The sequence below is a fragment of the Amycolatopsis pretoriensis genome, from assembly GCF_900107925.1.
GTDB lineage: Bacteria > Actinomycetota > Actinomycetes > Mycobacteriales > Pseudonocardiaceae > Amycolatopsis > Amycolatopsis pretoriensis.
Map to the genome: position 1 here is coordinate 336,007 of NZ_FNUJ01000003.1, position 13,146 is coordinate 349,152.

Consider the following 13,146-nt stretch of genomic DNA (forward strand, 5'->3'; position numbering starts at 1 on the left):
CCGGTTCACCCGTTCGGCCGCGCGTCAGAGCGTCCGGTCCAGCCAGTCGTAGACGCGCCCGGCCGCGAGCCGCTGGGCGCCGACGTGGCAGTGGGCGTCCGCGCCTTCCTCCGCCGTGAACGTCATCAGCGTCTTCGGCGCCTTCAGGTGGTCGTACAGCCGGCGCGGCTCGGTTTCCGCCTCCCCGACGAAGAACAGGTCGTCCGCCGCTTCGCAGACCAGCGTCGGGCACTCGATCCGCTCCGCGATGCCGCCCGCCAGCGTGTACTCCAGATATTTCGCGATGAACTCGCGGTCCGTCGCCGCGCCCAGCACGTACCGGCCGTGGTCGCACGCCCAGCGCAACGTCGAACTCGCTTCCCGGCCCGCCGCGAGGATCGCGTCGAACTCCGCGTCCTCCGCGGCCCGCGCCCGGCGGACGATCTCCTCGCGCGGCCACGGCAGCAGCTGCGTCACCGCCGAACCCGCGTCGTACACGCCGTCGACCGCGACCACCGCCGCCAGGCGGCGCTCGAACGCCGCCGCGCGCGGGGCCAGCACGCCGCCCAAGCTGATGCCCAGCAACGCGATCCGCGCCGCGTCGATCCCGTCGAGCCCCAGCGCGAAGTCCACCACCGGCGTCACGACGTGCTCCCAGTCCGGCCGGAACACGAGCTTCTCGCGCCGCATCGCGCTCGGCTGGCCGGGGCCGTCGAACGTCAGGACGTGGTAGCCGTGCTCGGCGCCCGCCCCCGCGCCCATGAAGTGGCACTCCTCCGCGCTGCCGTCGAACCCGCTGTGGATCAGCAGCAGCGGCTTCGGCCCGGCACCGGGCGCGCGGTAGAAGTACCCGTGCAGAACCGTTCCCTCGTAAGGGATTTCGACCGGTTCCGCGACACCGGCGCGCCGGAAGCACTCGACGCTGCGGTCGTACGCCGCTTCGATGCGCGGGTCCGCCGGGTCGCCGTGCAGGAAGAACTCCGCCGAGAAGTAGTACGTCGACGCGCGCAGCAGCAGGTCGCGCGCGGTGACCGGGCCGGCGTCGGCCGCTTCGGCGTACAACCGGTCGGCCAGCGCGCGGTAGGCGTCGTGCCAGCTGTCGTAGTCGCCGGCCGTCACGGTCGACGCGGCGGCGAGCACCTCGCCGAAGTCCGAACCACCGTAGGTCGCGTGGCCGAACAGGCGCAGCGTCTCGAACCAGAACTGCGGGTCTTCTTCGAACAGGATCTGCTTCATCGGATCTCTTCCTCCACAAAGGTTTCGAACGAGCGGGCAGGCCGGCCGGTGACCTCTTCGACGGCCCTGGTGACGCGGTCTTCGGCACCGCGCCGGATGTCCTCGTCGAGCGCCGCGAGCACCGCGGCGAACTCCGCCGGGATCCCGGACGCGGTGAGCGAGGCCGCGTGCGAAGCGGTGCTCACCGCGCGGTGCCGCACCGGACGGTGCGTGCGCGCGGCGATGACCGACGCGGCTTCGGCGTAGCTCAACGCGGCCGGGCCCGTCAGGACGTGTTCGGTGTTGTGCGGTTCGGGGTCGGTCAGCGCGCGGACGGCGACCGCCGCGATGTCGCCGGCGTCGACGAACGCGACCCGGGCGTCGCCGGTGGCCGTGACGATCTCGCCGTCCCGCACCCCCTGGGCGACCAGGTGCTCGCCGGTGAAGTTCTGCATGAACCACGACGGCTTCAGCACGGCCCACTCCGGTGCCGCGCGCACCAGCCGCTGCAGGTCGCCGAGCCCGGGCGTGTCCGCCGTGACGGCCGACGAGCTGAGCAGCACGACCCGGCGGACACCCGCCGCGAGCGCGTCGTCGAGGAAGGGCTCGACGAGCCCCGCCGGCGCGGCCTCGCCGATCGGCGCGAGCAGGTACACCGCGGAGACCCCGCGCACCGCGTCGGCGTGGGTGGAACGGTCGGTCCAGTCGAACCGGACCTGACCGGGCTCGCCCGGCTTGCGCGTGGCCGCCCGCGCCGCGAACCCGGCGTCCCGCAGGCACGCGACGACGCGGCGGCCGGTCGTGCCGGTGCCGCCGAGCACCAGGACGTCAGCCACCGAAGGCTGCCGTCAGCTCTTCGACGCCGCCCATGATCTCGGCCGCGGCCAGCGGGCTCCAATAGTCCCGGTAGTGCCGGATTTCGCCGTTCTCGACGGTGATCACCGCGATGTAGGACAGCTCGTACGGCTTCCCCGTGGCCACGACGACCCCGGCGAGGGTGAACTCGGCGACGACCACGGCCGGGTCGGCCGTCTCGTGCACGGTCTCGGCGACGACCTCGCGGACGTCCAGCAGGTTCGGGTAGTCGCGCAGGTACTCGGCGATCGCTTCGCGCCCTTCGACGCGCTTCGGGTAGCCCGGGCCGGCGAACGGGAACTCGAGGACACCGGCCGGCGCCCACAACCCGGCGAACCCGGCCATGTCGTGCTTCAGCAGCAGATCGAGCGCGCGGGAGACGAAGTCGCGCATCGCAGCCTCCTTGAACGTTTGGACGAGACGGTACCGTCCCGACGTCAATATAGCCGGGACGGTACCGTCTCGTCCACCCGCTAGACTGCGCCCATGGCACGCACCCCCACCGGCGCGGCGGTCCTCCAACCCGAGGTCACGCAGGCGATCACGGACGCGGTCCTGCACGAACTGGCCGAGCAGGGCTACGGGCGGCTCTCGATGGAGGCCGTCGCGAAACGCGCCGGCGTCGGCAAGAGCGCGCTCTACCGGCGCTGGAAGTCGAAGGACGAGATGATCGCCGCGGTCGTCACGGAGTTCAGCGTGTCGCGCGCGGTGCTCGAAGACACCGGCTCACTGCGCGGCGACCTGCGCGCGACGCTGCAGGCGGTGCTCGACTGGCTGGCCCACCCGCTGTTCTCGCGGATCCTGCCGGACCTCGTCGCCGAGGCCGCGCGGAACCCGGAGCAGGCGCGGGCCACCAGCGAGAACATCGGCGGGCCGCGACGTGAGGTCGCCGAGGTGATGCTGCGCCGGGCGATCACGCGCGGCGAGCTGCCCGCCGACCTCGACCTGGAGCTGGCGATGGACGTCCTGGCCGCGCCGATCTACTGGCGGCTGGTCGTCCGGCAGGCGCCGGCGGAACCCGACTACCTGGACCGGCTGGTGGAGTTCGCCCTGCGCGCACTGGGCGCGGTGTGAATCAGAGCAGGTCGGCCAGATCCACCGCAAAATCGAACGGATCGGACACCGCCAGCTTTCCCTTGTGGGCGCCGGACGAAGTGTAGACGCCGGTCGTCGGGTCGAGCCGATAGCAGAAGACGGTCAGTCCGCGGACATCGTCCGTCTCGTTCTCCACTCGCCAAAAATGGGGAATCCCGGCGCCCGCGTACTCCGCAGGCTTGTCGGTCTGGTCGGCGGTGATCGAACCCGGCGACATCACCTCGATCACCAGGGCGCAGTGCTCCGGACGCAGCACGGTGTCCGCGTTCAGGGTCGCGTCATAGACCACCAGATCGGGACGGCGGTTGAGCAGCGGCACGTCCCGGAGGCGCAGGTCGACGTCGAACTCGACAGCGAGTTCGACCCCGCACGCCTCTTCGAGCGCGTAGGACATCCGCCGGATGATCTTCTGGTGGGGGCGGCGCGGGGCCGGGTTCACGACAATCGCTCCATCGACGATCTCGATCGCACGGCAGACCTCTTCGGGCAGCGCCTCGTACCCGTCGACCGTGAGGCCCTCGGGCGGAAGCACCATCCAGTCGGGTAGCGCCGTCATCGCCAACCCCCTGCCAGCCGGTTTGTCTGTCTCAGGGTACCCGGTGCGCGCTACGCCCGGTCGGGCTCGCCGCTGACGCGCTTGATGTTCGCGCCCAGGCGGTTCAGGTTCTCCACGAAGTGCGGGTAGCCGCGGTCGATGTGGAAGACGTCCCAGACCTCGGTGACGCCGTCCGCGCACAGCCCGGCCAGCACCAGCCCCGCACCCGCGCGGATGTCGGACGCCCAGACCGGCGCGCTCGACAGCGTCTTGACGCCGCGGACCACCGCGTGGTGGCCGTCCGTGCGCGCGTCGCCGGAGAGGCGGATCATCTCCTCGATGAACCGGAAGCGCGCCTCGTAGACGTTCTCCGTGATCATCGACGTCCCTTCGGACACCGCCGACAGCGCCACCGCGAACGGCTGCAGGTCGGTCGCGAAGCCGGGGTACGGCAACGTCACCCAGTCGACCGCCTTCGGGCGCTCGGGCTGGACCACGCGGAAGCCCTTGTCGTCGTAGGTCTCGACTTCGGCGCCGGCCAGCTGCAGCTTGTTCAGCACCAGGTCGAGGTGGTGCGGGTTGACACCGCGGACGGTGATGTCGCCGCGGGTCATCGACGCGGCGAACGCCCAGGTCGCACCGACGATCCGGTCGCCGATCACGCTGTGCGTCGTCGGGTGCAGCTGCTCCACGCCGTGCACGGTCAGCGTCGAGGTGCCGGCACCTTCGATCTTCGCGCCCATCTCGGTCAGCATCGTGCAGATGTCGACGATCTCGGGCTCGCGCGCGCAGTTGTCGATGACCGTGGTGCCCTCGGCCAGCACGGCCGCCATCAGGATGTTCTCGGTCGCGCCGACGCTCGGGAAGTCCAGCCAGATCTGCGCGCCGACCAGCGTCTCGGCCTTCGCGACGACGCAGCCGTGCTCGATGGTGCTCGTCGCGCCCAGCTTGCGCAGGCCGTTCTGGTGCATGTCCAGTGGGCGCGAGCCGATCGCGTCTCCGCCCGGCAGCGCCACGACGGCCTGCTTCAGCCGCCCGACCAGCGGACCCAGCACGCAGACGGACGCGCGCAGCTTGCCCATCGCGGCCGAGTCCGCGCGGTGCGACAGCTCGGCCGGCGTCGTGATGGTGGCGGTGTCGCCCTCGATGACGACCTCGCAGCCGACGCTCCGCAGCACGTCGCCCATCAGCGGGACGTCCAGGATCTGCGGGCAGTTCGTGATGGTCGTGGTGCCCTCCGCGAGGAGGGCCGCGGCCATCAGCTTCAGCACGCTGTTCTTGGCGCCGACCACGTCGACCTCGCCGACCAGCCGGGCTCCGCCATGCACGTCGAAGTGCTCGCTCATGGCCGCCAATCATGCCCTCTCGCCCGGATTCGGCCCGGGCGGGGGCCGCTATGGTGGGTTCATGGTCGTTCGCATCAACCGCGTCTACACGAAGGTCGGCGACAGCGGCACGACCGCGCTCGGCGACGGGTCCCGCGTGCCCAAGACGTCCCCGCGCCTGGGCGCGTACGCCGACACCGACGAGACGAACTCGGTGCTGGGTCTGGCGATCGCGGCCGGGCAGCTGCCCACCGAAATCACGGACGTGCTGCGTACGGTGCAGAACGATCTTTTCGACGTCGGCGCGGACCTCTGCCTGCCGATCTCCGACGACCCGCCGTACCCGCCGCTGCGGATCACCGAGAAGTACGTCGAGCGGCTCGAAGGCTGGTGCGACGAGTTCAACGACCGCCTGCCGAAGCTGACGTCGTTCATCCTGCCGGGCGGCACACCCGGCGCGGCGTTCCTGCACCAGGCGCGCACGGTGTCCCGCCGGGCCGAGCGGTCCGCGTGGGAGCTGTACGAAGCGGAGCCGGAAACGACGAATCCGGTGGCGCTCAAGTACCTGAACCGGCTGTCGGACCTGCTGTTCATCCTCGCCCGGCTGGCCAACCCCGAAGGTGACGTGCTGTGGCAGCCGGGCGGGCAGCCCTCCTAGATCCCCCAGCTCTCCCGCAGCGCCGCCAGCGCCTGGTGGAAGCCGGGGAACGTCTTCTTCACGCAGTCCGGGTCGTCCAGCGTGATGCCGGGCGTGCGCAGACCGGTGATGCTGAACGCCATCGCGATCCGGTGGTCGCGCCGGCACTTGACCAGGGCACCCGTCGGCGTGCCGGGCTGGATCTCGATCCAGTCCCGGCCCGTCTCGACCTCGATGCCCAGCGCGCGCAGATTCTCCTCGCACGCGTCGAGCCGGTCGCACTCCTTGATGCGCGTGTTGTAGACGTCCTCGATGCGCACCGGCCCGGACGCGAAGGGCGCGATCGCCGCCAGCGTCGGGACCGTGTCGGAGATGTCGCGCATGTTCACCGTGACGCCGCGCAGGCCGTCCGACGGGCCGGCGACCGTCACCGAGTCTTCGGCGAGTTCCACGTGCGCGCCCATCTCGCGCAGCACGTCGACGAACTTCACGTCACCCTGCAGGGCCTTCGAGCCCAGACCCGGGATGGTCACCGTGCGGCCCGTGACGGCCGCCGCGGCGAGGAAGTAGCTGGCCGTCGACGCGTCCGGCTCCACCGGGTACTCGCACGCCTGGTACGGCTGCGGCGGCACCACGAACGTCTTGCCCTCGCGGCGGACGTCGACGCCGAAGCGGCGCATCATCTCGAGGGTGATCTCGACGTAGGGCACCGACACCAGGTCGGTCACCGTGATCCGCAGGCCCTCCGCGGTCAGCGGCCCGAGCAGCAGCAACGCCGTCAGGAACTGCGACGACAGCCCCGCGTCGAGAGTGAGCGAACCGCCCTTGACGCCGTTCGCGCGGACCGTCACCGGGTGGTGGCCGGGCTCGCCGTGGAAGGTCAGGTCGACGCCCAGCTCCCGCAGGGCGTCGGTCAGCGGGCCGAGCGGGCGCCGGCGCATCTGGTCGGAGGCGTCGAAGTGGAACGTCCCGGTGCCGGCCGCGGCCAGCGCGGGCAGGAACCGGGCCGTCGTGGCGCCGTCGCGGCAGAAGACGTCCGCCTCCGCGACGCCGGGGCCGGACGGGCGGCCCTCGATGGTCCACGCGCCCGGCTGCCGGTCGACGCGGTAGCCGAGCTTCGCCAGGCCCTCGGCGAAGCCCTCGGTGTCGTCCGAGTGCAGGGGACGGCCGAGCGTGGTGGTGCCGTGGGCGGCGGCGGCCAGGAAGAGGCCTCGGGCGGTGACGGACTTGGAGCCGGGGATCTCGACGAGAGTCACGGACCCCAGTTTAGTGCGGCTGGATCTCCGCCATCGGGCCCCAGTCGGAGGCGTCCTGGACGTTGATGATCCGCGGGTTGTCGCTGATGTAGCCACCCAGGTTCTCGACGGCCCACTTGAAGTGGTCGGAGCCGACGTGCGCGACGGCCGCGTCCTGGCCGTCGAAGCCCTCGACCAGCACGTAGGTGTTCTTGTCCTCGAGGCTGCGCGACCATTCGAAGAAGCGGTTGCCGTCTTCGGCGCGGGTGTTCCGGGTGTAGTCGGCGACGATTTCCGGCCAGGCTTCGGCGTGCTCCGGCTTGACCGGGAACTTGACCACGATGAGGATCATGCGCTCAACCGTAGGCCAAATCAGGGGCCGTGGCTGTCCCAGTTCGAGACAACACAGCGAGACAGGTCAGGACGCGCGCGGGAGACGGCGTCCGGGAGGGGCGGATTCGAGCCAGGAGAGGAACCCGGTCAACGCGCCCGGGCCCATGGCGATCTCGATCGCCTCCTGGGTCTCGGACTCGCAGCGCAGCACGGTCGAGCCTTCGGGAACGGCGTAGGCCTCGGTCCCGGACGGGTCACGCCGGTCGGCGATCTGCATGCTTTCGCGCTGGAAGACGCGGTCCGGGCCGGTCCGCAGGCTCCACACGCGGTACCAGACGAACTCGTCGCCCTCGTAGCGGCCCAGCCCCAGGTGCCAGCTGGACCGCGCGGCGTCCGGACGCCACCGCAGCGCGACGCTCACGCCCCCGCCGCGGCGCATCCGGATCCACCGCTGGCCGTACCAGGCGGCCAGCACCGCGAGCACGATCAGGAGCCCGACTACCACCACGGTGATCTTCACGGCCCGGCTCCTGCCCGTCTCGCGCTCAGACCGACTTGCCTGCCGCGCGGAGCTGGGCCGAGGCCCTCGTCCGCTCGGTTTCGTCGTCGGCGCTCAGTGCCGCCTTCGCCGCGTCGACGTCGATTTCGTCGGACAGTTCGGCGCTCTCGGCGAGGATGCTCACCCCGGTGCCGGTCACGGAGAGGAAACCGCCGTGCACGGCCGCGCAGACCGTCTCACCGTCGGTGGTCGTCACCTTGACCACGCCACCCTCGACGAGCTGCCCGAGCACGGGTTCGTGGCCGGCCATGATGCCGATCTCGCCCTCGGTGGTCTGCGCCACCACGAAAGTGGCGGTACCCGACCAGAGACGGCGCTCGACGGCCACCAGCTCCACGGACATCTCAGCCACGTAGCACTCCTTCGCTCGGGGTGTTACCACCGAGTGTAATAGGTCTGTCTGAAGCTATGAGAACGGCGGGGGCCCGAGTCCATAGTGGACACTGCCCCCGCCGTCGTCAGGACATCACTTCTTGGTGATTTCCTTGTACTTCTTCTCGAGGTCCTCGAGGCCACCGATACCCAGGAACGCCTGCTCCGGGTAGTGGTCGAAGTCACCCTTGGTGATGCGGTCGAACGACTCGATGGTCTCCGACAGCGGCACCGTCGAGCCCGGGATCTGCGTGAACGCCTCGGCGACCAGCATGTTCTGCGACAGGAACCGCTCGATGCGGCGCGCGCGCTGAACGGTCAGCTTGTCCTCTTCCGACAGCTCGTCCATACCGAGGATCGCGATGATGTCCTGCAGCTCCTTGTACTTCTGCAGGATCCGGATGACCTCGGAAGCCACCCGGTAGTGGTCCTCACCGACGATGGCCGGGTCGAGGATCGTCGACGTCGACGCCAGCGGGTCGACCGCCGGGAAGATGCCCTTCTGGAACACCGACCGGGAGAGCTCGGTGGTGGCGTCCAGGTGGGCGAACGTCGCGGCCGGGGCCGGGTCGGTGTAGTCGTCCGCGGGGACGTAGATCGCCTGCATCGAGGTGATCGAACGACCCCGGGTCGAGGTGATCCGCTCCTGCAGCTGCCCCATCTCGTCGGCCAGCGTCGGCTGGTAACCCACCGCGGAAGGCATGCGGCCCAGCAGGGTCGACACCTCGGAACCCGCCTGGGTGAACCGGAAGATGTTGTCGATGAACAGCAGCACGTCCTGGTTCTGGACGTCGCGGAAGTACTCCGCCATGGTCAGCGCCGACAGCGCGACGCGCATGCGCGTGCCCGGCGGCTCGTCCATCTGGCCGAAGATGAGGGCGGTGTCGTTGATGACGCCGTCCTCGGACATCTCCAGGAAGAGGTCGTTGCCCTCACGGGTGCGCTCGCCGACACCGGCGAACACCGAGGTACCACCGAAGTTCCGGGCGACGCGGGTGATCATCTCCTTGATGAGCACCGTCTTGCCGACGCCGGCACCGCCGAACAGGCCGATCTTGCCACCCTGGACGTACGGGGTGAGCAGGTCGACGACCTTGAGGCCGGTCTCCAGCATCTCGGTCTTGCCTTCGAGCTGGTCGAAGGACGGCGCGCTGCGGTGGATGCCCCAGCGCTCGAGGTCGTCGCCGTAGCCGGGCTCGTCGAGGCACTCGCCGAGCGCGTTGTAGACGTGGCCCTTGACCTTGTCGCCCACCGGCACGGTGATCGGCTTGCCGGTGTCGGTGACCTCGGCGCCGCGGACCAGGCCGTCCTGCGGCTGGAGCGAAATCGTGCGGACGAGGTTGTCACCCAGGTGGGAGGCGACCTCGAGCGTCACGGTCTTGCGCAGCTGCTCGAACTCGATTTCGACCTTGAGCGCGTTGAACTGGTCGGGAACGGAACCGCGCGGGAACTCGACGTCGACGACCGGCCCGGTCACCGAGACGATGCGCCCCTTGGCGCGCGGGGCTTCAGTACTGGTCATCAATCATCACTTCCTGCTGCGGTGAGCGCGTTCGCGCCACCGACGATTTCGGAGATCTCCTGGGTGATCTGCGCCTGGCGGGCCTGGTTCATCTCCCGCGTCAGGTTGCCCACCAGCTCGTTCGCGTTGTCCGACGCGGCCTTCATCGCCGTCCGGCGGGCGGCCAGCTCGGACGCCGCCGACTCGAGCAGCGCGGCGTAGAGCCGCGTGTTGATGTACTTCGGCAGCAGGGCGTCCAGCAGCGTGTCGGCACTCGGCTCGAACTCGTAGCTGGGGAGCAGCTCGCCCTCCTTGGGCTTCTGCTCCTCCTCACCGTCGGTGTACTCGACCTCGAGCGGCGCGACGCGCTTGGCGACCGGCCGCTGGGTCAGCATCGACACGAACTCGGTGTAGACGATGTGGATCTCGTCGACACCCGCGATGCCGTCGGCGTTGCCGTGCTCGTCGTCGACGCCGTGCATGAACGACTCCACCAGCGCGTTGCCCGCGGCGACCGCGTCGTCGTACGCCGGCTGGTCGGAGAAGCCCGTCCAGCTGTCGACGACGTCGCGGTCACGGAACCGGTAGTAGTTCAGCCCCTTGTTGCCGGTGACGTAGACCTCGGGCTCCTTGCCCTCCTTGCGGAGCAGGGCGAGCAGCTCTTCGGTCGCGCGCAGCACGTTGGAGTTGTAGCCACCGCACTGGCCCTTGTCACTGGTCACGACCAGGACGGCGGCCCGCTTCGGGTTCGGGCGCTCGACCAGCATGGGGTGGTCGAGGTTGGCCGCCGCACCGGCCAGCGCCGAGAGCACCTTGGTGATCTCGTCCGCGTACGGCCGGGAAGCGGCGACCTTCGCCCGCGCCTTGGTGATGCGCGCGGTGGCGATGAGCTCCATCGCCTTGGTGATCTTGCCGATCGACTTGGTCGCCTTGATGCGCGACCGGAGTTCCCGGAGTTGTGCGGCCATGAGCTATCAGCTCACTTCTTCGGGGCGGGCTTGTTGACCTTGACGGTCTCGTGCCCGACCTTGTCGGCGTCCATCGCGTCGGCGTCCGCCTCGACCAGGGGCTTGCCCTCGGACGTGGTGAACTCCTTCTTGAACTCGTTCACCGCGGCGACCAGCTTGTCGGCCGTCTCGTCCTCGAACTTCCCGGAGTCGCGGATCGCGCCCAGGACGTCGTCGTGCTTGCGGCGGGCCGAGTCGAGGAACTCGTGGTTGAAGCGGCGCACGTCCTCGGTCGGGACCGAGTCGTAGTGGCCGTTCGTGCCCAGCCACACCGTGCAGACCTGCTCCTCGACCGGGATCGGCGAGTACTGCGGCTGCTTGAGCACCTCGTACAGCCGGGCACCGCGCTCGAGCTGCGCCTTGGAGGCGTCGTCGAGGTCCGAGGCGAAGGCCGCGAAGGCCTCCAGCTCGCGGTACTGCGACAGGTCGATCCGGAGCGAGCCCGAGACCGACTTCATCGCCTTGACCTGCGCGGCACCACCCACGCGGGACACCGAGATGCCCACGTCGATGGCCGGGCGCTGGCCGGCGTTGAACAGGTCCGACTGGAAGAAGCACTGGCCGTCGGTGATCGAGATGACGTTCGTCGGGATGTAGGCCGACACGTCGTTGGCCTTCGTCTCGATGATCGGCAGCCCGGTCAGCGAACCCGCGCCCAGCTCGTCCGAGAGCTTCGCGCACCGCTCGAGGAGACGGGAGTGCAAGTAGAAGACGTCGCCGGGGAAGGCTTCACGGCCCGGCGGGCGGCGCAGCAGCAGCGAGATCGCGCGGTAGGCGTCCGCCTGCTTGGTCAGGTCGTCGAACACGATGAGGACGTGCTTGCCCTCGTACATCCAGTGCTGGCCGATGGCCGAGCCGGTGTACGGCGCGATCCACTTGAAGCCGGCCGAGTCGGACGCCGGGGCGGCGACGATGGTGGTGTACTCCATCGCGCCCGCGTCCTCGAGGGACTTCTTGACCGCGGCGATCGTCGAGCCCTTCTGGCCGACGGCGACGTAGATGCAGCGGACCTGCTGCTTCGGGTCGCCGGTCTCCCAGTTGGCCTTCTGGTTGATGATCGTGTCCACGGCGACGGCGGTCTTGCCCGTCTTGCGGTCACCGATGATCAGCTGGCGCTGGCCGCGGCCGATCGGGGTCATCGCGTCGATCGCGGTGATGCCGGTCTGCAGCGGCTCCGACACCGGCTGGCGCTCGACGACCGAGGCGGCCTTGAGCTCCAGCGCGCGGCGGTCGGTGGTCTCGATCTCGCCGAGACCGTCGATGGCGGCACCCAGCGGGTTGACGACGCGGCCGAGGTAGCCGTCGCCGACCGGCACCGACAGGACCTGGCCGGTGCGCTTGACCTGCTGGCCCTCTTCGATGCTTTCGAAGTCACCGAGGATCGCGGCACCGATGGAGCGCGCGTCCAGGTTCAGCGCGACGCCGAGGACGCCGCCGGGGAACTCGAGCAGCTCGTTGGCCATGGCCGAGGGCAGACCCTCGACGTGGGCGATGCCGTCACCGGCGTCCACCACGATGCCAACTTCTTCCCGGCTCACGTCCGGGGCGTAACTCGAGACGTAGTTCTCGATCGCGCTACGGATCTCATCCGAGGAGATCGTCAGCTCGGCCATGTCTTTCCCGCTCTCGCTTCGTTCTTGCCAGTATGCAAAGTCTTGTGTGACCGGGGCTACGCCCGGGCCAGCCGCCTGCGCAACGCCGCCAGCTGACCCGCCGCGCTCCCGTCGATGACCTCGTCGCCGACGCGGACGACGAGCCCGCCGCCGAGCCGGGGGTCGACCTCGACGTGCAGCGCGATCTGCCGCCCGTAGATGTCGTTGAGCTTCGCGCCCAGCTGGGCGGTCTGCTCGTCGGTCAGGGCGTTCGCGCTGGTCACGTAGGCGACCGAGCGCTCACGGCGTTCCGCGGCCAGCTTGACCAGCTTGTCGAGCCCGACGCCGACGCCGCGGCCCTTGGCCCGGCGCACGACCTGCTCCACGAGGGTCTCGGTGACCACGTCCACCTTGTCGGCGAACAGCCCGCGCACCAGGGTGCGCTTGGCGTCGGCGGGACCGGCCAGGTCGGAGAGCGCGGCCTCCAGTTCCGGGGCGCCGGCCACGATCCGCGCGACCTGGAACAGCTGGGACTCGACGGTGTCGACGTTCCCGGTCTTCTCGGCCGACGTCAGCAGCGCCGAGCGGCCGAGCTCCTCGAGCCCGTCGGTCAGCTCACGGGGGCTGGACCAGCGGCTGCCCGCCACGGCGTCGAGCACCTTCAGGGCCGGTTCGGACAGCTTGCCGTCGAACAGCCGGCGCACCAGCTGGGTGCGCGCCTCCGGCGTCGTCGAAGCGTCGCTCACCGCCCGGCGCAGGCCGATCTCCCGGTCCAGCAGGTCGACGACCGAGAGCAGCTCGTCGCCGACCGTGGCCGCGTCGGCTCCCGCGTCGGCCAGAACCTCGCCGAGGCGTTCCTCGGCGAGGCCGAGCGCTTCACGGCTCGCAGCATGCAGCGTCATACCG

General features: G+C 70.0%; 15 protein-coding genes. 2 read left to right on the top strand and 13 right to left on the bottom strand.

All coding sequences use genetic code 11. The annotated features are described in order from the left end of the window. Positions 1–24: 24 nt before the first annotated feature. Genes BLV96_RS14045 through BLV96_RS14055 form a run of 3 tightly spaced genes read right to left on the bottom strand, consistent with a single transcriptional unit; the run spans position 25 to position 2,442 of the window. Positions 25–1,215: an alpha/beta hydrolase family protein gene (locus BLV96_RS14045; protein WP_086672613.1), complete on the bottom strand. Its 1,191-nt coding sequence runs from the start codon at positions 1,213–1,215 to the stop codon at positions 25–27. Continuing rightward, positions 1,212–2,030: an NAD(P)H-binding protein gene (locus BLV96_RS14050; protein ID WP_086672615.1), complete on the bottom strand. Its 819-nt coding sequence runs from the start codon at positions 2,028–2,030 to the stop codon at positions 1,212–1,214. The genes BLV96_RS14045 and BLV96_RS14050 overlap by 4 nt, the downstream gene beginning before the upstream one ends. Further along, positions 2,023–2,442 carry a nuclear transport factor 2 family protein gene (locus BLV96_RS14055; RefSeq protein ID WP_086672617.1) on the bottom strand — a complete coding sequence of 140 codons (420 nt, stop codon included), beginning with the start codon at positions 2,440–2,442 and terminating at the stop codon, positions 2,023–2,025. The genes BLV96_RS14050 and BLV96_RS14055 overlap by 8 nt, the downstream gene beginning before the upstream one ends. 93 nt (positions 2,443–2,535) lie before the next feature. Between BLV96_RS14055 and BLV96_RS14060 the strand changes: the two genes are divergently transcribed. Then, the gene (locus tag BLV96_RS14060) at positions 2,536–3,123 is read left to right on the top strand and encodes a TetR/AcrR family transcriptional regulator (RefSeq protein WP_086672619.1); all 588 of its coding nucleotides are present in this window, start codon (positions 2,536–2,538) and stop codon (positions 3,121–3,123) included. Between the two features lies 1 nt (position 3,124). Here BLV96_RS14060 and BLV96_RS14065 read toward each other — a convergent pair whose 3' ends face one another. Both BLV96_RS14065 and murA read right to left on the bottom strand, forming a co-directional pair. Then, the gene (locus tag BLV96_RS14065; RefSeq protein ID WP_086672622.1) at positions 3,125–3,700 is read right to left on the bottom strand and encodes a Uma2 family endonuclease; all 576 of its coding nucleotides are present in this window, start codon (positions 3,698–3,700) and stop codon (positions 3,125–3,127) included. Between the two features lie 50 nt (positions 3,701–3,750). Continuing rightward, complete coding sequence (murA, locus tag BLV96_RS14070) at positions 3,751–5,025, bottom strand: UDP-N-acetylglucosamine 1-carboxyvinyltransferase (RefSeq protein WP_086672624.1); 1,275 nt, start codon at positions 5,023–5,025, stop codon at positions 3,751–3,753. Positions 5,026–5,086: 61 nt separating this feature from the next. On the opposite strand from murA, the gene BLV96_RS14075 reads away from it, so the two are divergent. Then, positions 5,087–5,662 carry a cob(I)yrinic acid a,c-diamide adenosyltransferase gene (locus tag BLV96_RS14075; RefSeq protein ID WP_086672626.1) on the top strand — a complete coding sequence of 192 codons (576 nt, stop codon included), beginning with the start codon at positions 5,087–5,089 and terminating at the stop codon, positions 5,660–5,662. On the opposite strand, the gene aroA is transcribed toward BLV96_RS14075, so the two are convergent. From aroA to BLV96_RS14115, 8 genes are all read right to left on the bottom strand, one after another. After that, positions 5,659–6,897, bottom strand: a complete 1,239-nt coding sequence (aroA, locus tag BLV96_RS14080) for a 3-phosphoshikimate 1-carboxyvinyltransferase (protein WP_086672628.1) — start codon at positions 6,895–6,897, stop codon at positions 5,659–5,661. The genes BLV96_RS14075 and aroA overlap by 4 nt on opposite strands. Positions 6,898–6,907: 10 nt before the next feature. Continuing rightward, the gene (locus BLV96_RS14085; protein WP_086672633.1) at positions 6,908–7,228 is read right to left on the bottom strand and encodes a putative quinol monooxygenase; all 321 of its coding nucleotides are present in this window, start codon (positions 7,226–7,228) and stop codon (positions 6,908–6,910) included. Between the two features lie 66 nt (positions 7,229–7,294). Next, complete coding sequence (locus BLV96_RS14090; protein WP_086672635.1) at positions 7,295–7,729, bottom strand: DUF2550 domain-containing protein; 435 nt, start codon at positions 7,727–7,729, stop codon at positions 7,295–7,297. Between the two features lie 25 nt (positions 7,730–7,754). Next, positions 7,755–8,120: a F0F1 ATP synthase subunit epsilon gene (locus BLV96_RS14095; protein WP_086672637.1), complete on the bottom strand. Its 366-nt coding sequence runs from the start codon at positions 8,118–8,120 to the stop codon at positions 7,755–7,757. Positions 8,121–8,234: 114 nt separating this feature from the next. Continuing rightward, complete coding sequence (atpD, locus tag BLV96_RS14100) at positions 8,235–9,662, bottom strand: F0F1 ATP synthase subunit beta (RefSeq protein ID WP_086672640.1); 1,428 nt, start codon at positions 9,660–9,662, stop codon at positions 8,235–8,237. Beyond that, positions 9,662–10,609 (bottom strand): F0F1 ATP synthase subunit gamma, encoded by a 948-nt coding sequence (locus BLV96_RS14105; RefSeq protein ID WP_086672642.1) that lies wholly within the window; start codon positions 10,607–10,609, stop codon positions 9,662–9,664. Before BLV96_RS14105 ends, atpD begins: the two co-directional genes overlap by 1 nt. A gap of 11 nt (positions 10,610–10,620) precedes the next feature. Next, positions 10,621–12,261 carry a F0F1 ATP synthase subunit alpha gene (gene atpA / locus BLV96_RS14110; protein WP_086672643.1) on the bottom strand — a complete coding sequence of 547 codons (1,641 nt, stop codon included), beginning with the start codon at positions 12,259–12,261 and terminating at the stop codon, positions 10,621–10,623. Between the two features lie 56 nt (positions 12,262–12,317). Then, positions 12,318–13,142 carry a F0F1 ATP synthase subunit delta gene (locus BLV96_RS14115; protein WP_086672645.1) on the bottom strand — a complete coding sequence of 275 codons (825 nt, stop codon included), beginning with the start codon at positions 13,140–13,142 and terminating at the stop codon, positions 12,318–12,320. Positions 13,143–13,146: the final 4 nt, after the last annotated feature.